Genomic DNA, 19,365 nt, shown 5'->3' with positions numbered 1-19,365 from the left:
ACCCACCCCAGGACGATTCAAAATACAACAGGCTCGTCGGCGCCTCCCGTGCCCGCAGCTGAGGCCACAGCGCGATGATCGACATGAATCCGGCCAGAGCTGCCAGTAGCCCGCAGGCTGCGGCCGGAACAGTCAAGGTCCACGGCGGCTGGGATTGCTTGTCGAGCAAGCTGTAGAGCACGCCAGCCACGACGCCGGCCGCCGCGAGAATCGTGCCCGCCTTGGCCTCTGCATGGCGGACCCACTCGTTGACCAAGCTGAGCACCTCCCACGGGCGGGCGGGATCAACCTCGACCGGGACGTCGTCGGGGATCGGCTCCGGAGCAGGGCGGCCGTGAGGACGACGGCGCAGGAACCTCATGCCGGGCGGTCAGTGAGCGGAGGACGTGGCACGGCTGCAGTCGTACCAGGCGGGGCCGACATTCCTACCCGAGGCGACTCACAGCAGACTGATGCTCTGAGCCGATCCCTCTAATGTCGGGGTGGCCTCGGCGGGGCTGAGACGCGCGAACGGCGTGCTGCGGCAGCAGCACGCCGGGCCGCCTGCTGGCTGTCGGTCAGCGTCCCTCGCCCTAGCTCCGCTGCAGATGTCACAGAGGTGGAGAGCTCCGTCCCCGGGTCAGTAGAAGGTGTGGGCGTTCCGCCGCGCAGCGCTGTGCGCGCCGGCGCGTGAACATCCTTCGTCCGACCCCGGGCTGCGTCGAAGACTTCTGACAGCGCGATGTCGGGCGCGATGCCGGTGCGGGCCACCACGTGGGTGAGGTGCGCCGGCCAACTGGTGGACGGAACGACGGCGATGACCTCGGCGGCGCGACGGACGGCGTGCACCTGGCCTTCGACGGTGTCCAGCCGGTCGGCGTAGGCGTCGATGTGGCCGTCGATGAGCGCGCTGGCCAGGCTGGGGGAGGCCGCGAGGGCCTGACGCAGAGCGGTGGCGCCGGTCGTCTGCAGCAGCTCGGCGGGGTCCTTGCCGGTCGGGATGTCGAGGGAGCGGGGATCGTCGCCACGGGCGGCGAGCTGCCAGAAGATGCGCTGTGCGGCCTGCTGTCCGGCCCGGTCGGCGTCTGTGGCGACGATGACGCCAGGCTTTCCGTCGCCGAGAAATGCGCGTAGCGCCTCGGCCTGCGCGTCTGTGAAGGCGGTGCCCAGTGGGGCGATGCCGACGTAGTCGCTGTCGCCGGCCAGGGTGACTGCCAGCGCGTCGAAGGGGCCCTCAACCAGGACAGGAATGGCGCCGGCGGTTAGCGCCGCTGCGCCCTCGGTCAGGCCGTACAGCTTGTGGCCCTTGGTGAACAGCTCGGTCTCAGCGGTGTTGAGGTACTTGGGGACGGCGCGGTCCCCGTCCTGGTCGTGGTCGGGGTTGCGGCGGCCGATCCAGCCGTGGACCTCGTCGCCGTCGCGGATGGCGAAGACGAGCCGGTCGCGGAAGCGGTCGATGACCCGTCCGGTGGAGGCGTAGCTACCCAGGCCGGCGGCGACGATCTCGGCGTCGGTGGCGCCGAGGCGGCGCAGGTGGCTGGTCAGTGCGGTCCAGCGATCGGGTGCGTAGCCGACGGTGAACCGGTCGTCTCCCGACAGATCGGTGCCGAGCCGGTCGGTGAGGTAGGCCGGTGCCCAGGAACCGCGGTAGCGGGCGGTGAAGAAGTCGGCTGCTTGATGGTTGAGCTGCAGGAGGCGCTCCCTGCCAAATCCGATGCCCTCTTCGTCCGCCCTGTCGGCTGCGGGTGGGCGACTGGCGTCGACAGTTCGATCGTTGAGTTCTGTCGAGACGGGATGCTCGGCAGTGGCTGGGTCGTCGCCGTCGAGCTCCTCGTGGAGCAGTTCGATGTCGTCGGGTTCGACAAGACTGGCCAGCCAGTCGTCGTCGGCAACTCCATCTGCAGAGGGCAGCTGGTCGAGGTCGGCCGGCGGCGTCGGCGCGTGAGGGCGTGCGGCGGATGCCGGGTCGATGAGCACGCCGACGCGCCACACCAGGGCGGTGGCCAGCTCGTCCGGGCGCAGTTGGTCGTCGTCGGGATGACCGGCGGGCAGCAGGTCATGTGCTGTGGACAGCACCTGGTCGGGCTGCCAGCCGGCGTCGCCGGCAGAGGTGACGGCGGCGACCAGCGCGGGCCAGGCTGGGTCGGCGACCACCCGCTCGGCGGCTGCGGGGCCGACGACGTCGGCCAGAACCGGGATCCAGTCCGGGCGCAGCGCCTCGGAGACGGAGCAGTCGGTGGCGGTCATCGCGGCAGGGGAGAGGTGCCCGCACAGTCGCCACCACAGCGCGGCGGCGGGCTGCTCGTCCGGCAGGGGACGTTCGGCGGCGACGCCCCGGGTGAGCGCGGTGATGTCGATGCCGGCGCGGTCGGCGGCGGCGAGCCGCTCGGCGAGGACCGGCCAGTAGGGGTCGCCGGCGATGCGTGGGTCGATGCTGTCGACGAGCGGCGCCCAGCGCGCGGTGAGCGCGCGCCCGTCGCCGAGCAGCCGCGTGGCGCGGTCGTCAAGCGCCCGCTGGGCGCGGGCGTCAGTGGCGCGCGGCACCGCCGGGCCGGTGCGACGGCGGTCGGCGTCGTCAACGCCGTGGGCGATGCGCCAGACGGCGATATCGGCGACCAGCTGGGGATCGCGGTCGATGAGTGGAAGCGCCCACGCGGGAGCGCTGGTGGGGGTCCAGGCGCGTGCGCGGGCGGCGACGTCGGCGGCCGGTGAGCTGACCTGGTCGGCGGAGTCGGCGAGGTAGGCGCCCCACTCGAGGTCGTCGCCGAGCGCCTTCGGAAGGCCGGGCAGCCACGGCAGGGGGCCGGTCCCGGCCGAGTGGTGCCCGGTGGGGTCGACACGCCAGTCCAGGACCGCGGCCACATCGCGGGCGTCGTCCAGACCTCGATCCGAAGCCAGGGCCTGCCGGAGGACTTCGGAGGGATCACGACCGGAGACGGCGCACAGCGCCAGGTGCGCGCGCAGGACGGGGTAAGCCGCCTGCGTGGTCAGGCCCGGCATCACCGCGTCGGCGGCAGTGTCGATGGCCTCGAGGGCGTCCCGGCCGAGGCGGTCCTCCGCGGCGGTATTGAGCGCGTCGTAGTACCGATCTGCAGCGCAAGCAAGCAGAGCGGCGGGATCGGCCAGCGCGCGGCCGTGGCTGGTGGCCGAGGTCGGGGAGCCGTCGCGAGCCAGCACACGAGTCAAGCCGTCGACGGCGGTGGGCGGCAGCAGCGCGTCGCGGGTGATCACGCTGTGCGGGTCGCCGTCCCCGGCGGTGGTGAGGAAGAGGTGGTTGGCGTGCCTGCCTCGAGTTAGGGCGACGTAGAGCAGCTGGCGGGACTCCTCACCGGTGGCGACGGTGTAGCAGGTGTCGGCGGTGAGGCCTTGTGCGCCGTGCACGGTGGTGGCGTAGCCGAGGTTCACGTGGTCGGTGACGTAGTCGGCCGGCAGGGTGAGTCGCCGTCCGGTGCGCTGGTGGACGACGTCGAGGGCGCCGGTGTCGCGCACGGTGGTGACCGTGAACCGGTCGCCGTTCTTGACCCAGTCGGTGGCGCTGATCGGAAGGGTGCGCTCGTTGCGGCGGGTGATGACCGCGTCGCCGGCGGATGCCTGCGAAGCGTCGGCGAGGGTGACCTGGGGTCCGACCGGCCCGTTCTGCTGGGCGAGGCGGTCGCGGCGGGCGCGGGTGTTCAGTTCGGCGACCAGCTCGCGCGTGGGCGCCAGCATGACGGCGTCGCGGCCGGCGGCCCGTTCGGTCGACCAGGCGGTATAGGCGCCGTCGGTGACCGTGGCCAGGTCGCCGACGTGCACCCGTCCGGCATCGATGTAGTAGGCGAGGGCGGCCGGGTCGCCGTCGCGCAGAGCCAGGGATGCAGCGCCCTCGGCGTGGTCGGGGGCGCCGGTGTCGGGGTCCGTGAAGCGCAGTACCTGCGAGAGGGTGACGGCACCGTGGGTGGCAGCGATGTCGCGCAGCACTCCGCCGGCGCCGATCGCGGCCAGCTGCTGGTCGTCGCCGATCAGCCGGACCGACCCGCCGGCCTCGGTGACGAACGCGAGCGCCCGGGCCAGGTCGGGAGTGCTGGCCATGCCGGCTTCGTCGATGACCACGAGGCTGTCCGGGCCGATGCGCTCGAACCAGGGCGGGACGGCGTTGCCGGTAGCCAGTGCGTGGATCAGCTTGGCGAGGGTGTCGGTGTCGCCGCCGACTTGCTCACCCAGCACCGCCGCCGCAGCTGCCGAGGGAGCAAGGCCGACCACGTTCCCGCCGTCGGCCCGCCACGCTGCAGTGAGGGCGCGAAGGGCGGTGGTCTTGCCGGTGCCTGCCGGGGCCAGTGCCAGTTGCACACGGGCGCCGGAGGTGGCCAGCTCGCGGACGAGCTGCACCTGGCCGGGATTGAGCTCGACCTGGTTGGCGGTGGCTTCCAGCAACGCGACGTCGACGGTCGCGGCCGGCACCACGCGTCCGTCGCGGCGTCCGGCCGCGGCGAGAATGGCCCGCTCAGCGGCGAGGATCTCGGTCGAGGTGTACAGCGCCGAACCGGCCACGGTGTAGACGGAGCTGCCGTCCGAGCGGCGCAGCGCCAGGGGCTCGGTCACCGGCTCGCGGCTGCCCAACGGCGTCGACAGGGACAGCGCTCTGTCGACGACGGCGTCGATGGCTTGGTCGAGGTCGGTCAGCCGGATCGTGGCGGCGCGGGCCTGCCGCTCGGCCTCGGCGCGGACGTGGTTCACCTGCCAGGTCGCGCGCGAGCTCTGCACCGTCGACAGCACGTGCTTGGCGGTCTGGTCGACCCATCCACGCGTCGGGCGCCTCGCTTGGGGGCCGTGGCGAGGGCTGAGTGCACCGCGGAGGTAGTCGCTCAGGCCGGTCTCCCCGCCCAGCACCGCCAGCGCCTCGGTGCGCCAGGCAGCGCGCTGCTCGGCGTAGGAGCGGGGCTGGTGCTTGCGCTGCCGGGTCTCGAGGTTGGCCCGCTGCGCCAGGGATACGGCCTCTTTCGGCGTCGGCGGCCGCCCGTGGTCGGCCTGGAACTGCGCCGACAGCGCCGCGCGGCGGGTATCGATCGACGCCCGCCGCGACGACCAGAGCCGGGGGAGCTCGCCGTCGACGCCGACGATTTCTCGCACCGGCCGCTTGTTCGGATCCGCGCCGGGGCGGTCGGCGAAGCGGACGTCGAGCCGCTCGGTGAGCAGGGCCTGCAAGCGGGTGTTGTACCGCTCGGAGGCGGTGACGTTGTTCTTGTAAAGGAGTCGACCGTCCAGCGCCAGCCACCGCCCGTCGCGCGTCTGCACCTTGTTGCTGACGGCCACGTGGGTGTGCAGATCCGGGTCGCCGGCGCGTGAGTCGCGATGGGTGAACGCCGCTGCGATCAGTCCGCGCACCTCCACCTGCGCCACTCCGTTGCGGCCCGTGCGGGTGTAGCTGGCCTGGTTCTCCAACCAGGTCAGGGTGTCTGCCACCGCGTCGGCGTGCGCCTGCTCGATGACGGCTGCGACGTCTGGCGCAGCGATTGCCCACAGCGTGGAGACGCTCTTGACCGGGCTGAATGTCAGGTCGTACCCGGCGACCGCGGTCGTGGCCTGCCGCGAGATGCGGGCCAGATGACCGGACAGCTCGCGGGCGTCGGCCGGCGGACGGCCGTAGGTCTCGACGAACATCGTCGAGGCAAGCTCGGTGCGGATGCGGGCTCGTTCCTCGGCCGGCACGGGGGTGTCGGCGGGCAGGCCGAGCGCGGTGTTGTGGTCGCGGAACGCCCCTGCCGAGCGGCGGTGGAACATGTTGGCCTGCTCGTGAATGCGGTAGGGCGCGCCCAGGCGGCTGGCCTGATCGACCTCCTGCGGGTCCTTGCCAGCCAGCTGCGCAGCGCGCTCGATCTGGTCGGCGTTCGGGTGCCGCCCCTCCCCGAACAGCGCGACCATCTGCGCCTCGGTGACCCGATCACCGACCGGAAAATCGGGCACGGCAGCAAGCCCGCGTCCCATCCAGACGCCCGGAGTCTCACCCTTCGCGCTGTAGTAGGCGCCCAGGTTGTCGAACCCGCGGGTCGTGGCGTCGTGCGCAGCCACCTGGCGGGTCAGATACGTGTATCCGTCTCCCGCAGTGAGCTTGTGCAGCGTCATCACGACCCGACAGTCGCGACCCCCTCTGCCAGCTCCGGCGCCGCGGCGCATCGATAAAGGGCCGGTTCGGGCCGTGATGCATGAGGTGTGTCAGGTAGGAGGGGGTGGGGTGACGCCTGCTCCGGTCGTCGGGCGGTTGGGGTGACGCTCGGGTCGGAGCCGTGTCATGAGGCCGTGTGACGATCCGGCGGTCGATCAGCTGAACGAGCGGAGGAAGCGGTGGCCAGAACGGTGAGTCGGCAGGCGGCGGCGTTGACGAAGGCCCGGGAGCGACGACGGGCGCTGGACGCCGCCCGCGATGAACACGACCGTCGGGTCGAGGAGGCGACGGCGGACGCGCTGGTGGCCCTGGAGGCGCGAAGCGAGGCCGAGCAGGCCTTGGCGGCAGCGACGGCGGCGCTCGGCGAGACGCTGCGCTTGTTGCTCGCTGAGGACGTGCCCGCAGAGCGGGCGGCCGCCCTACTGGAGCTGGACACCGCCGAGGTTCGGCGGCTGACGAAGGCGACTGAACGGCTGGCGACCGCTCCGGCGGAACGAGTGGGACAGGGATTCTGAGTGGCGCAGAGGCAGCCAAAGTGACTCCGGTGGGCCGCCTGATGAGCGGTCGAGGACTCGCTCGCCGTGCCGCTACACGCCCGGTTCGCGGCCGGGCTGCCACCGAAGACCTTGCCCAGCGTGCCGGCGTGCGCTCGGGCCGACCGCATCCGATGTGACGGTCAGCGGAGTCGTGGCGGTTCGAAGCGGCGCAACCCGGAGGCGGCTGTCAGACCCTAAGCGGCCTAGTAGCCTGAGCCCAGTCGTTGGGGGGTGGCATGTCGGCGCGACGCATGTGGGCGCTGCTACTGCTCGCTGCTGTCTTCAGCATGCACGGGGTCCAGTGCATGGCGACCGACGTCGCCGGTCACGGGATGACCGAAGCAGGACCCGTCCCGTCTGCTCTGTCCGCGCAGGCGGCGGAAATCGACTCAGCTCTCGCCGCCGCACCTCACCTGTCGCCCGCGACGATGTCTGCTGCAATGACGATCGCCGTCGCCGCCGATCTCTCCGCGGACGGTTCTCCGCCCCACGGCTCGGCCTTGATGGCGGTCTGTCTGGCCGTGGTCCTCACCGGCGTGAGTGCGCTGGCTGCTGCAGCGCTGATCGGTCGAGCATCGACATCGAGCGTTCGCGCTCGGGCTCCTTGTCCGTTGTGGCACACCGGGTGGTCGAGGGTCCCTCGACCACCGGACTTGTCCGCTCTCTGTCTTCTGCGGATCTAGGCCGAATGCCCTGACCCGACTCCGCCCATGGCTCAGTCGGGTCCTACGCGCACGCCTAAGACCTACAACCGCAGGAGAATTCTGATGACTCGCAAGACCGCACGACTCGTCCGCCTGGCCGGCGGACTCATGGCAGGAACCGTCGTTCTCGCCGGCTGCTCCGGTGGGAGCAGTGACACCAGCGCCGACAGCGGTGCCGAGCGCAGTGCCAGCGCCACCAGCTCCGCCAGCGCGACCACCCACAACGAGGCCGACGTCGCGTTCGTCCAGGGCATGCTCCCGCACCATGAGGGGGCCCTGCGCATGGCTCAGCTCGCCGATGGTCGGGCCGCGGACTCGAGGGTGATCGATCTGGCGGATCGCATCGAGGAGGCGCAGGGGCCGGAGATCGAGACGATGACCGGCTGGCTTCAGGCGTGGGGCGAGCCGCTGCCCGATGAGGACATGGGCGGCATGGATCACGGCTCCGGTGGCATGGACATGGAAGGGATGTCCGAGGAAGACATGACGGCGCTGGACTCTTCTTCCGGCGCCGAGTTCGATCGCATGTTCCTGGAGATGATGATTCCGCACCACCAGGGCGCGGTGGAGATGGCCGAGACGGAGATCGCCGAGGGTTCCGATCAGGACGCCGTCGAGATGGCTCGGGAGATCGTCGAGTCTCAGACGGCTGAGATCGAGGAGATGCAGACGCTGCTGGCCGAGTTGGACGGCTGACGCCGCGACGGGTGGCGCTGTTCCGGCTGCGGGACAGCGCCACTCGTCGACAGCTCTGCGCGCTCCAGGCCACCGGGCCGGAGCGCTCCCTCGCCGTCAGCCTCTCCGTCTCGAAGGACCACCCCATGCGCGCTGGCCTGCGTCGCCCAGCTACATCTGTTCATGCGTCTCGCCGTCTCGCGATGGCTCCCGTCCGTGGGATCGCGGGAGCGATTTCTGTGGCGGCCGCCTCCGCGCTGCTCGTCGCTGGTTGCACCTCCTCGTCCGCGCAGTCGGAACCCGAGGCAGCTGGAGCAACGGTCGGCATGCTGCCGTCGAGCCACATCCACGGTGTCGCGATCGACCCAGCTGACGGACAACTGCTCTTGGCCACGCACGACGGTCTCTTCGAAGTGGGCGATGACGGAGAGTCGACCCATATCGGCCCGGTCATCGACCTGATGGGCTTCGCCGTCCGCGGACCGGGGCACTTCCTCGCCTCCGGGCATCCCGGGCCGGACGTCGATCTGCCAGAGCCGGTCGGGCTGATCGAGTCGACGGACGGCGGCCGGACGTGGGAACCGCGGTCCCGGCAGGGCGAGTCCGACTTTCATGCGCTGACGGTCAGCGATGCGGGGGTCCTCGGTTACGACGGCTCACTCGTGCGTAGCGCCGACGGCGACGAGTGGGAGCAACTACTGATTCCGGAAGCTCCGGCGTCCCTCGCCGCGGCCCCGGACGGGCGGACGATCCTCGCTACCACCGAACAGGGTCTCCTCAGCTCGCTCGACGGCGGTGGCTCGTGGGTCCGGACCGACGGTGCGCCGCTCCTCCAGGTGGTCGACTGGGCTGACGACGGCATGAACGTCGCGGGGGTGGACCCCTCCGGTTTGGTGTGGACGAGCGCCGACGGAGCCGTGACCTGGCAGGCGGGGCCCGATCTGGAATCACCCCCTCAGGCAGTGGCGGCGACCTCCTCGGCGGGGGGCTCGCTGCGGATCGCCGTCGTCACGACCACGGCGCTGATGGAGTCGGACGACGGCGGACTGACCTTCGATGTCGTCCTGCAGAACTGAGGCATGGCGGGGCGCCGGGCGCCTTGCAGGGCGCCCGCGCAAGCCCTCCGGGACCGTGCCGCACGGGTCCTCCTCGGGGAGCGCTGAGAGTGTCTTGCGCTTTAACCCCCCGGGGGTATAACGTTCGCCTTGCCGATACCGGTGGGGGGTATCCGAACCGGCGCAGGAGGATGAGATGGACCACGCAGGGGCGGGCAGTGCTCACGGCTACATCCAGCGCAGGGACGACTACCTCAAGCGCCTTCGCCGGATCGAAGGGCAGGTTCGAGGCCTCCAGCGCATGGTCGAAGAGGAGCAGTACTGCATCGACATCCTCACGCAGGTGTCGGCAACCACGAAGGCTCTCCAATCAGTCGCGCTCGGACTGATCGAGGAGCACATGACTCATTGCGTTGTGCGGGCGGCCGCAGTCGGCGGCGCCGAAGCCGACGTGAAGATCCGCGAGGCGACCGAGGCCATCGCCCGCCTGGTCCGCTCCTGAGACGGAACCACCCGAACCAACACCCACGGCAATGCACGCCCACAAGGAATCGAAAGGACCATCCGAGATGAGCACCGCCACGTACAAGGTCGTCGGCATGACCTGCGGCCACTGCGTCAACTCCGTGACCGAAGAGGTCAGCCAGGTTCCCGGCGTCACCGACGTCAACGTCGACCTCGCCACCGGTGGACTCACCGTCAGCACGGTGGCCGATGTGGACGACGGTGCCGTGCGCGCCGCCGTTGAAGAGGCCGGCTATCAGGTAGCCGAGCCCGCCAACCTGCTCGCAGAGGCTGGCGGCCAGACGTCCGGGTGTGGCTGCGGCTGCAGCTGAAAGTCTGCGCCCGGAAGCCGGCCGTGGGGTACCGCCAGGGTCGATCGCGAAACGACGACCGGCCGGCGTCCCCACGATGACGGCACCGGTCGAGTCCCGGCCGGCCGCCGACTTGGCGCACGTCAACGCTCTGACTCGTCACCCCGTCCTCAGACCTCAGAGAGCACCCCTGGACCGGTACTCGGCGAGGGGGAGCTCATCGGATTGAAGACTCTCAACGCAAAGGTTGGAAGGTCATGTCTGATCGCACGAGCCGTTCTGATCACCAGCACTCGGGGCACGGGGATGAAGCCATGCCGGGAGGCGATCACGGATCCACCCACGGGCAGGGCATGCCGGACACGGCGGCCGCTGGCATCGTCGGTTCGGAAGTCGAGGACCCGCTGAGCGCAGCGGCCGGGCACACCGGCGAGACTCACGGCGGTATGCCTGCCGGGCACGGAGGCGATCACGGCGGCACAGGCGGTGGCGGTCACGGCGGGCACGGCGGCGCCCACGACCACGTGGCGATGTTCCGGCGGCTGTTCTGGATCATGCTGGCGCTCTCGGTGCCGACGGTGCTGCTCAGCGAGATGTTCGCCTCGATCGTCGGCTACTCCCCGCCCGACGTCCCCGGCCTGAAGTGGGTTGCCCCGGTGCTGGGCACGGTGATGTACGTCTGGGGCGGGCGCCCGTTCCTCACCGGCGCCGTCGGGGAGATCCGGGCCCGCAAGCCCGGGATGATGCTGCTGATCGGCATGGCCATCACGGTGGCCTTCGTCGCGTCCTTGGGCGCCAGCCTGGGCGTCCTCTCCCACGAGCTGGACTTCTGGTGGGAACTCGCCCTGCTGATCGTGATCATGCTGCTCGGGCACTGGCTCGAGATGCGCTCGTTGGCGCAGACCTTCTCCGCGCTGGATTCGCTGGCCGCGCTGTTGCCCGACGAGGCGGAGAGGGTTGAGGGCGACCGCGTCGTGAGCGTGGCCCCCGCCGACCTGGTCACCGGCGACGTGGTCGTCGTGCGCCCGGGTGGGCGCGTGCCCGCGGATGGCGAGGTCGTCGAGGGCACCGCCGACGTGGACGAGTCGATGATCACCGGTGAGTCGAAGCCGGTCCGTCGGGCCCCGGGCGACTCGGTGGTGGCCGGCACGGTGGCCACCGACACCGCCATCCGGGTGCGGGTCACCGCGGTGGGGGAGGACACCGCGCTGGCGGGGATCCAGCGGTTGGTCGCCGAGGCCCAGTCTTCCTCGACGCGTGCGCAACTGCTGGCGGACAAGGCCGCAGGGTGGCTGTTCTGGTACGCCGTGGTGGCGGCGGTGATCACCGCGGTCGTCTGGTCGGCCTTCGGGGCTCCGGAGAGCGCACTGGTCCGGGTCATCACGGTGCTGGTTATCGCCTGTCCGCACGCGCTCGGGTTGGCGATCCCGCTGGTCGTCTCCATCTCGACCGAGCGCGCCGCCAAGGGCGGCGTGCTGGTCAAGGACCGCGCAGCGCTGGAGCGGATGCGCACCATCGACACCGTCCTGTTCGACAAGACCGGCACCCTGACCAAGGGCGAGCCGGCGCTGAACCACATCGCCACCACCGGCGCGCCCGAGGACGAGGTCCTGGCACTGGCCGCCGCGGCGGAGGCCGACAGCGAGCACCCGCTCGCCCGGGCCATCGTCGCCGCGGCGCGGCACCGCGACCTGAGCATCCAGCCGGCCACCGACTTCCGGGCGTCGGCCGCCGTCGGTGTGACCGCCACCGTCGACGGTCGCACCGTGGCCGTCGGCGGCCCGCACCTGCTGACCGAACACGACCTGCAGCCGCTGCCAGCGGCGGCAACGTGGGCCGAGGCCGGGGCGACGGTGCTGCACGTCCTCGTCGAGGGACGTGTCGTCGGGGCGCTGGCGCTGGCCGACGAGATCCGCGAGGAGTCCCGTGAGGCGGTCGACGCCCTGCATCGCCTCGGCGTCGAGGTCGTGATGATCACCGGGGATGCCGAGCCGGTCGCCCGCTCCGTCGCCGCTGACCTGGGCATCGACCAGGTCTTCGCCGGCGTACGGCCGGAGAACAAGAGCGAGAAGGTCGCCGCGCTGCAGCACCAGGGTCGGGCGGTGGCGATGGTCGGTGACGGCGTCAACGACGCCCCCGCCCTGGCGCAGGCCGACGTCGGCATCGCCATCGGCGCCGGCACCGACGTCGCGATCGCCTCCGCCGGGGTCATCCTGGCGTCCGACGATCCCCGCTCGGTGCTCTCGGTGATCCAGCTGTCCCGGGCCGGGTACCGCAAGATGCAGCAGAACCTCTGGTGGGCCGCCGGCTACAACCTCGCTGCGGTTCCGCTGGCCGCGGGCGTGCTCGCCCCGATCGGTTTCATTCTCCCGATGGAGGTCGGCGCGATCCTTATGTCGCTGTCCACCGTCGTCGTCGCCCTCAACGCCCAGCTGCTGCGGCGCCTCGACCTGAGCCCCGAGGCCAGCGTCGCCGCAGCCGGGACGGATGGGTCGCCGCGCCAGAAGACGTCTGCCAAAGAGCCGGCCACGCTCGGACGTCGCTGATCTGGTTCCGCCGCGGTCACTCTGGGGGGCAGTTCCGCTCTGCGGACGCCTGGAAGTCAGGGACAGGTCGAGCCTCGGCTTCCTCGGGCGTACTGGCGATTCCGTTGCGCTCGATGTCCTCGATCAGCCAGTCCATCTCGTCGATTTCCCGCCGCTGCGCCTCGCTGATCTCAACGGCCAGTTGGCATACGCGAATGTCGGACAGTTCGGCTCGCTCGGACCGGGTGATGGCCATCGAGTGATGAGGGATCATCGCACTCATCCACGAGCCGTCCTGGACGGTCGTCTGACTGCGGTCGAGGAACACTCCCGCTCCCAGCAGCACGAGGCTCGCCGCCACGATGGCGATGTTGCCCTTCATGTTCTTGTACATGTTGAGCATCCAGCCGAGCATGACCAGCCCCATGGTTCCGCCCATGGTGATCGCCATGAACATGCGGCTCTGACTGAAGCGGATGTGGCTCCACTCATAAGAGCTGACGAACATGACCCCGTACATCACGACCATGGCCGTCAAGATCATGGCCCCAAAGCGCAAGTACATCTTGATGTCGGGCGACATCTTGCCGCCGTCACCGTGCTCGTTTGCCTCGTCGTTCTTCTTCGTCGCCATGGATCGAATCTCCGTCCTTGATGTCGGTTGGCGAGGAATTCGCAGGTCAGTCACTTCATCGCCACGAGAGCCGTTCGCCGCGCCCGGTGAAGGCGCATGCGCCTGGTTGCCTTGGCGACGTTCAATGCGGACGTCGGGCCCCGTGCGCGGTGTTGGTCATGCCGGGCCGTCCGCATGCCCGTACGGTCGTACGGGTAAACGCAGTGAGCCAGTTCGGCCGTCGGCCCGGGCGCGGCCGTCCGCCGCCCAGTCGCTCTGGGTTCGGGACAACCGAGCGGTGGATCGGACACACTGCTCAGGTGCCGGAGGATTTCCTGTCACGGTCGTCGCCGGTCAGTAGAGATAGAGGCCCAGGTGGGGTGAGCTCGACCCGGGAGAGGTCCATGAACGAAGCGATGTGGAGCCAGCGGCGGCCGTTGCCTGCCGGCCCCGTGGACTCCCTCGGTGTCTGGGACGGGCAACCCGGCACTCTCGCCGACGTCACAGAGTTGCGCCTGCACCTGCGCGAGGGCTCGCTGATGCCGCCCGCCGTGGTGACGCCGACGACGCGGACATCGAGAGACTGCTGCTGGTCTTCGAGGAAATGACCTCCAACGGGCTGCGGCACGGGCAAACGTCGGTGCGGGTCGTGGTCACCACCATCCAAATTGGGCGGCTGATCGACGTGAGCGACGCCGCGGCCGACCGCCCGCCCACGCTGGCGGTCGGCCGGAACGCTGCTCAGGGTGGGTTGGGTCTCTACCTCGTCGCCCGGCTCAGTGCCGCGCACGGCTGGATGGTTCAGGACGACCGCAAGCACGTGTGGGCACGGCTCGACTACGCGCCCCGTAGCGCGCCCGATCTGGCGCCTCCGCTGCCGCGGCCTCGCGACGAGACGACCGGCCGGAGCCAGTTCCAGTAGCGGCCGGCTGCCAGACCGCACCGCTAATCTCGGCGTTCGTAATCGCCCCTCATCGAGTCCAGGAGGTTCACCGGCCAAAGCAGTCACGGCCGGGGGCGTAAGCGTTTCAGAGCGCCCGAACCCGCACAGCGTGCTGTCGGGCGCCCCGTCGGCCCGTGGTGGGTCAGCCCAGCGAAGTGATGAGATCCCGGCAGGCCTGCTCGCAGCGCCGACAGGCCTCGGCGCACACCCGGCAGTGCTCGTGCATCGAGGCGTGGCTCTCGCACTCGTCACCACACGCCTTGCAGGCGGCGACGCAGGCCTCGAGGACGGCGCGGGTGAGGTTGGCGTCGTAGCCGGTGTGCCGGGAGAGCACGCGGCCGGTCGTGTCGCAGATGTCGGCGCAGTCGGTGTTGGTGCGGATGCACTTCGTCAGCTCGGCGACCATGTCCTCGCTGAGACAGGCGTCGGCGCAGGCGGTGCAGGCCTGGGCGCACTCGAAGCAGGCCTCGATGCAGACCAGCAGCTTCTGCTTGTCCACCCCGCCGAGGTCCTTGGGGTAGGTGTCGAGCATCTGGGCTGCCACGGTCATGGCTACTCCTCGGGTTCCCGGCGCCGAACGGCTCGGATGCCGTTCGGGACTGTCGCCGACGAACTCGGCGTACCCGCAGACCCGTACGGGTATGAATGGTCCGGAGGTGTTTCTCGAATGACCGAACCTGGCCACGCCCATCCGGTCGACCCGGAGCGTGTCGCGCATGCCCGAGCCCGGCTGCCTAGCCGAGAGGAAGCCGCCCAGCTGACCAGCGTGCTGAGCCTGATGGCCGACCCCACCCGGGCCCGGGTCCTGTTCGCCCTCGACATGGTCGAAGAGCTCTGCGTCGGCGATCTCGCGCTGGCCCTGGAGGCCAACGAGGACGCCGTGGGGTACGCGCTCCGGTTGTTGCGCACGGCGGGACTGGTGACCAACCGGAAGCAGGGGCGCGTCGTGTACTACCGCTTGGCAGAGGGGTTCCCCGAGCCACTGCGAGAGCACTGCCTGCGTCAGTTGGTCGTTCTCTCGGAAGCGGCGCCGGACGACGACTGACAGTTGGCGTGTCGGGTCCGGCGCAGTTGCCAGGCGGGGGCGGTTGTCGCCGCGCGAACGTCCTCTGCCACCCCTACAGTCGGCCACACCGGGACGTTCGTGCGGATGTTGTGCCGCTCGCGGCCCAGTCCCTGCTGATCCCGTCGGAAGGCGAGGAGGGCGACGTGGTTGCGCTGCTTTCGATGGCTGCCTTGATCGTGGCGGCCGCGGCTGGGCGGCGCTGCTGAACTCCGCCACCCGGCCGTTCCACGTCGTCAACTTCTGGGGGTCGGTCGGCGCGGCTCGGGTGTTCAACTATGTCCGGATGGGGCCGCTCGCCGACCGCACCATCGCCGCGCTGCAGCGGCACCTGGCGCGGGAGCCGGAGGCCGCACTACGCCGCGGGATGCCGTTCCCGGCCGGCTGGGATCCGTACTTCGGGTACCTGACGCTGGCGGAGGTGTACCGCTACCCGACCCGGCACTTCGAGCACCACCGCCGCCAGCTGTCCCTCCGTAGCGGTCGATGACCGCTCGCCGACGGCGCCCGCACGGGATGTGCCGGGCGCCCCGCCCGTTCACCCGTCGGTCGGGATGACGTGGCAGATGGCGGTGGTGTCGCAGTCGGCCGGGTCGAGGCGGTCGGCGCGGTCGCGGAGCCGCCGGACCTCCTCGCGTAGCGCGGTCAGCTCGGCGATGCGCCGGTCGAGGTCGACGGCGTGGTCCTCGAGCAGGGCGGTGACGTGGCGGCACGGCGGCCCGTGGTGCTCGCGGACGGTGACGATCTGCCGGATCTCGGCGAGGGTGAGGCCGGCGGCTTGGGCGGCCCTGACGAACCGCAGCCGGGTCAGCGCGGCCTCGTCGTAGTCGCGGTATCCCGAGGGCCGGCGCTCCGGCGCGGGCAGCACGCCGGCGGCCTCGTAGAACCGCAGCGCCTTGACCGTCAGCCCGGTCCTGGTGGCGAGCTCACCGATGCGCATGCGCCCAGACTACGGCTTGACCCTCCAGCGCAGGGGAGGGTTTAGCGTCCGGGCATGAGCGAGGAACTGGACCTGGTGGTGGTCGGCAGCGGCGGCGCGGCGATGGCCGCCGGCATCCACGCCCGCCGGGCGGGGCGGTCGGTCGTGCTGGTGGAGCGGGCCGTGGTCGGCGGCACCTGCGTCAACATCGGGTGTGTCCCGAGCAAGACGCTGCTGGCCGCCGGCGGGCAGCGCGCGCACGCCTTGCACAACCCGTTCCGCGGCGTGCCGACCAGCGCCGGGCCGGTCGACCTGGCCGCGGTGGTGGCGCAGAAGGACGCGCTGATCGCCGGGATGCGCGCGGAGAAGTACGTGGACGTGGCGGCCGCGCACGGCTTCAAGATCCGCCGCGGCGAGGCCCGGTTCGCCGATCCGGACACGCTGCTGGTCGACGGGCGGCCGCTGCCGGCCGCCGCCTACGTGCTGGCCGCCGGCGCCGCGCCGGCGATCCCGGACCTGCCCGGCATCGCCGAGACGGACCCGCTCACCTCCGCCACCGCGATGGAGCTGGCCGAGCTGCCCGACAGCCTGATCGTCATCGGCGGTGGCTACGTCGGCATGGAGCAGGCGCAGCTGTTCGCCGGGCTGGGCACCCGGGTGACCCTGGTCGGCCGACTCGCGCCGCGCGCCGAGCCGGAGCTGGTGGAGCTGATGCGGCAGGCGTTCGCCCGGGCCGGCATCACCGTGCTCGAGCAGCACGCGGTGCGGGTGGCCGCGGCCGCGGGCGGGGTGCAGGTGGTCACCGACGCCGGGCAGACGGTGACCGGCCGGCGGCTGCTGGTGGCCACCGGACGCCGGGCACAGACCGACCGGCTGAACCTGGCCGCGGCGGGCGTCGCGGTCGACGAGCGTGGGTTCATCGCCGTGGACGCCCGGCAGCAGACCAGCAACCCGAAGGTGTGGGCGGCCGGCGACGTGACCGGCGCACCCCAGTTCGTGTACGTCGCCGCCGCGACCGGCCGCGCCGCCGCGGTCAACGCCCTCGGCGGCAAGCACGAGGTCGACTACACCGGCCTGCCGGCGGTCATCTTCACCCGCCCGCAGCTGGCCAGCGCCGGGCTGACCGAGGCGCAGGCGCTGGCCGCCGGGCATGCCTGCGACTGTCGGGTGCTCGGCGGGCAGGACATCCCGCGGTCGCTGACCAACCAGGACACCCTGGGGGCGCTGAAGATCGTCGCCGACGCCGACACCGGGCGGGTGCTGGGCGTGCACGCCGCCCTGGAGGGCGCCGGTGACGTGATGCTCGCCGCCACCTACGCGATCAAGGCAGGCATGACGATCGACGACATCGCCGACACCTGGGCGCCGTATCTGACGATGAGCGAGGCGCTGCGCATCGCCGCCGGGCTCTACCGCGGCGACAAGCCGACCAGCTGCTGCGCATGAGCGGCGACCCCGACCCCTGCTGCGGGCCGGCCGGCGCGGCGCTGACCGCCCACCTGGCGGCCGCGCAACGGGCCGCAGGCCTGCCCGAGTGCACCTTCGACCAGTGGCTGGCCGCCGCGCCCGCCGACGCCCAGGTCCTGCACCGGGTGCTGCTGGCCGCCTGGCCGGGCTAGAGGTGGCGTCGGTGGCCGTTACCGTCCCTGCCTCTGGATTGGAAGTACGCCGCCGATGGGGTTCGGTACGCCGACATGCCTGACGTCGAACAGTCCGCCAGAGTCGCTGCCGCCTGGCTGCTCGAGCGGTTCCGAGAACTCCGGGCAGAGCCAGTGCGAGCACGCGCTTGGCACCGTGCTACCGGCATCCCAAGGCGACCTGGTGGACACATTGTCATGCGGCCTTGATGGAGGCACGCCGGCGAGAGATCGTGCGCTTGGTCGTGGCGAGCTGTTGGGCGATGTCCCGGATGGACTTGCCGCGTTCGGTGAGGCGCCGGACGACCTCGTCCTGCTCAGCCGGGGTTAGGTGCTCGAGGCGGACGCCGTCGCCAGCGAGGGCGCGCTCAATCGCGATCTCGTCGAGGCCGTCGTCCGTCTCAGCGTGCTCGGTGTGGTGTCGGGGGTCTGGGTCGGTGTCGATGTCGTCCCAGGCCAGAGGTGGGAGCCAGCCGTGTTCCGCGGCGAAGGCTCGGGCGGCGTCAACGACGGCGCGCTGATGGTCGGTGGACTGCGGTGGGCGCAGGTTCCATAGCTGCTCGTAGAGGGCGCTGACCTCCTGCGCGGTCTGCGCGGTGACGGAGCGGCTGAGCATGCTGCGTCGGAGGCCGGCAGAGCTTCGGCCGAGCCTGGTGGCCAGCTCGTCGGGAGGCCAGCCGACGGCGATCAGGGACTGCAGCCGGCGACGAGTGCCCGTGGCGATGACGTGACTGCGCGGCGCCCGGTTGGCCTGGTCGACTCGGATGCGCAAGACCTGGTGGGCGGTCTCGGGCCGGACCCGCCGGATGCGTGGGTTGCCGTTGCGCCCGGGGTCGGCCAGCTCGCGGACGTGGCTGGTAGAGATGCCTGCGAGCACGGCTATCTGCTCGACGCCGATGCCGGCTGCGCGTAGCGCGCGGATGTGCTCGCGCACCGGGGCGGCGTTTACGAACGGCCGCCATCGGCCGAAGGTCTGCGCGCGTTGCACGGCACGGCCGGCCGCGGTGTTGGCGGCAGTGCAGTCGGTGCATCGGCAGCGGTCCTTCACATAGGCGGCACGGGTTCCGTGCACGTGCCGAGCACGCGGATGAGTGCAGTCCCGTCTTACCCGACCCTGGGTGCGCTGGACACGGCGACGGGCTCGCTCGATGGCCTGCCGGTGCTTCGCACAGGAATGGCGCGCGTGATAAACCTCGGCGAGGGCGTCGCTGGCGTAGGTGCCGCTGTAGCCGCAGGCGGGGCAGGTCCGGGTGGCGCTCATGCCCCGCCCCATGGAGGCAGGGCGACCGGCTGACCGGTGTGGCCACGACCGGGTACGCCGGCCCGGGCGAGGACGTCCTCGATCCAGTCGGTGCGGAGGTTGCCGGCGTCTCCGACGTGGTCGTCGAAGGCCATGGCCGTGAACCGTTGAGCGGTGGCGGCCCACTCCCGGTCGGACAGGGGCCGCTCGAGGTGGGCCTCGACGGTGGGCCGGTCGACGTAGGCGATGCTGGCGCCGATGACGTCGGCCAGGTCCGTGAGCAGCCGGTGGGTGTCGCCGCCGTAGCTGTCGACGAGGTTCTGCAGCACGCCGCGGCAAGCAGAGGAGACGTGGGACGGTGCCGGCGCAAGGCCTGCCCCTGTCCGTCGTCCCGGCTGACCGCGGGTGAGTCCCCTGGAGTGGTGTAGATCGGGCCCCTGGCCTCGGTGATCGTGTCGGTCACCTACGTCGAGGGGCCACCGCGTGAGGCTCTGTGAGAACCCGCCAAGGAACTCACAGAAG

18 protein-coding genes are annotated in these 19,365 nt (G+C 71.0%); 11 read left to right on the top strand and 7 right to left on the bottom strand.

All coding sequences use genetic code 11. The features are described 5' to 3' along the window. The coding region (locus A6V29_RS12115) for a Pycsar system effector family protein (RefSeq protein ID WP_137160527.1) at positions 1–256 on the bottom strand (256 nt) is incomplete at its 3' end. A gap of 215 nt (positions 257–471) precedes the next feature. Beyond that, a complete protein-coding gene (gene mobF / locus A6V29_RS12110) occupies positions 472–6,078 on the bottom strand; it encodes a MobF family relaxase (RefSeq protein ID WP_283956361.1) in 5,607 nt (1,868 codons plus the stop codon). A 219-nt stretch (positions 6,079–6,297) separates the two neighbouring features. On the opposite strand from mobF, the gene A6V29_RS12105 reads away from it, so the two are divergent. The 6 genes from A6V29_RS12105 (at position 6,298) to A6V29_RS12080 (ending at position 12,449) form a co-directional block, all read left to right on the top strand. Then, positions 6,298–6,633, top strand: coding sequence for a hypothetical protein (locus A6V29_RS12105; RefSeq protein WP_137160525.1), 336 nt, complete (start codon positions 6,298–6,300; stop codon positions 6,631–6,633). 788 nt (positions 6,634–7,421) lie between these two features. After that, the gene (locus A6V29_RS12100; protein WP_137160524.1) at positions 7,422–8,054 is read left to right on the top strand and encodes a DUF305 domain-containing protein; all 633 of its coding nucleotides are present in this window, start codon (positions 7,422–7,424) and stop codon (positions 8,052–8,054) included. 218 nt (positions 8,055–8,272) lie between these two features. Beyond that, positions 8,273–9,109 (top strand): F510_1955 family glycosylhydrolase, encoded by an 837-nt coding sequence (locus tag A6V29_RS12095; RefSeq protein ID WP_249933190.1) that lies wholly within the window; start codon positions 8,273–8,275, stop codon positions 9,107–9,109. A 175-nt stretch (positions 9,110–9,284) separates the two neighbouring features. After that, positions 9,285–9,590, top strand: a complete 306-nt coding sequence (locus A6V29_RS12090) for a metal-sensitive transcriptional regulator (RefSeq protein ID WP_040336872.1) — start codon at positions 9,285–9,287, stop codon at positions 9,588–9,590. Positions 9,591–9,657: 67 nt separating this feature from the next. After that, on the top strand, positions 9,658–9,924 hold the full coding sequence (locus tag A6V29_RS12085) for a heavy-metal-associated domain-containing protein (protein ID WP_040336871.1): 267 nt from the start codon (positions 9,658–9,660) through the stop codon (positions 9,922–9,924). 509 nt (positions 9,925–10,433) lie between these two features. Continuing rightward, positions 10,434–12,449 (top strand): heavy metal translocating P-type ATPase, encoded by a 2,016-nt coding sequence (locus tag A6V29_RS12080; RefSeq protein ID WP_212719313.1) that lies wholly within the window; start codon positions 10,434–10,436, stop codon positions 12,447–12,449. 16 nt (positions 12,450–12,465) lie between these two features. On the opposite strand, the gene A6V29_RS12075 is transcribed toward A6V29_RS12080, so the two are convergent. After that, positions 12,466–13,062 (bottom strand): DUF305 domain-containing protein, encoded by a 597-nt coding sequence (locus tag A6V29_RS12075; protein WP_081788324.1) that lies wholly within the window; start codon positions 13,060–13,062, stop codon positions 12,466–12,468. 397 nt (positions 13,063–13,459) lie between these two features. Here A6V29_RS12075 and A6V29_RS22190 point away from each other — a divergent pair, with 397 nt between their 5' ends. Beyond that, a complete protein-coding gene (locus A6V29_RS22190; RefSeq protein ID WP_502700087.1) occupies positions 13,460–13,963 on the top strand; it encodes an ATP-binding protein in 504 nt (167 codons plus the stop codon). Between the two features lie 163 nt (positions 13,964–14,126). Here the strand turns inward: A6V29_RS22190 and A6V29_RS12065 are convergent, their stop codons facing one another. Then, positions 14,127–14,534 (bottom strand): four-helix bundle copper-binding protein, encoded by a 408-nt coding sequence (locus A6V29_RS12065; RefSeq protein WP_040336870.1) that lies wholly within the window; start codon positions 14,532–14,534, stop codon positions 14,127–14,129. Positions 14,535–14,651: 117 nt separating this feature from the next. Here A6V29_RS12065 and A6V29_RS12060 point away from each other — a divergent pair, with 117 nt between their 5' ends. Next, positions 14,652–15,029: an ArsR/SmtB family transcription factor gene (locus tag A6V29_RS12060; RefSeq protein WP_040336869.1), complete on the top strand. Its 378-nt coding sequence runs from the start codon at positions 14,652–14,654 to the stop codon at positions 15,027–15,029. Positions 15,030–15,333: 304 nt separating this feature from the next. Continuing rightward, entirely contained in the window at positions 15,334–15,537 is a 204-nt protein-coding gene (locus tag A6V29_RS12055; protein WP_137160521.1) for a DinB family protein, read from the top strand. Positions 15,538–15,585: 48 nt separating this feature from the next. Here A6V29_RS12055 and A6V29_RS12050 read toward each other — a convergent pair whose 3' ends face one another. After that, positions 15,586–15,987: a heavy metal-responsive transcriptional regulator gene (locus A6V29_RS12050; RefSeq protein ID WP_137160520.1), complete on the bottom strand. Its 402-nt coding sequence runs from the start codon at positions 15,985–15,987 to the stop codon at positions 15,586–15,588. 54 nt (positions 15,988–16,041) lie between these two features. Here A6V29_RS12050 and merA point away from each other — a divergent pair, with 54 nt between their 5' ends. Then, a complete protein-coding gene (gene merA / locus A6V29_RS12045) occupies positions 16,042–17,412 on the top strand; it encodes a mercury(II) reductase (protein WP_137160519.1) in 1,371 nt (456 codons plus the stop codon). Continuing rightward, positions 17,409–17,585: a hypothetical protein gene (locus A6V29_RS20950; protein ID WP_170977843.1), complete on the top strand. Its 177-nt coding sequence runs from the start codon at positions 17,409–17,411 to the stop codon at positions 17,583–17,585. Before merA ends, A6V29_RS20950 begins: the two co-directional genes overlap by 4 nt. 214 nt (positions 17,586–17,799) lie before the next feature. Here the strand turns inward: A6V29_RS20950 and A6V29_RS12040 are convergent, their stop codons facing one another. Together A6V29_RS12040 and A6V29_RS12035 are read right to left on the bottom strand one after the other, a co-directional pair. Next, the gene (locus A6V29_RS12040) at positions 17,800–18,864 is read right to left on the bottom strand and encodes a response regulator transcription factor (protein WP_137160518.1); all 1,065 of its coding nucleotides are present in this window, start codon (positions 18,862–18,864) and stop codon (positions 17,800–17,802) included. After that, complete coding sequence (locus A6V29_RS12035) at positions 18,861–19,172, bottom strand: hypothetical protein (protein ID WP_137160517.1); 312 nt, start codon at positions 19,170–19,172, stop codon at positions 18,861–18,863. Before A6V29_RS12035 ends, A6V29_RS12040 begins: the two co-directional genes overlap by 4 nt. Between the last annotated feature and the right edge of the window lie 193 nt (positions 19,173–19,365).

It is taken from the genome of Blastococcus sp. CCUG 61487 (genome assembly GCF_005222955.1).
GTDB lineage: Bacteria > Actinomycetota > Actinomycetes > Mycobacteriales > Geodermatophilaceae > Blastococcus.
The sequence above is the reverse complement of the archived record's forward strand: the minus strand, read 5'-3'. Positions and strand labels throughout refer to the sequence as shown.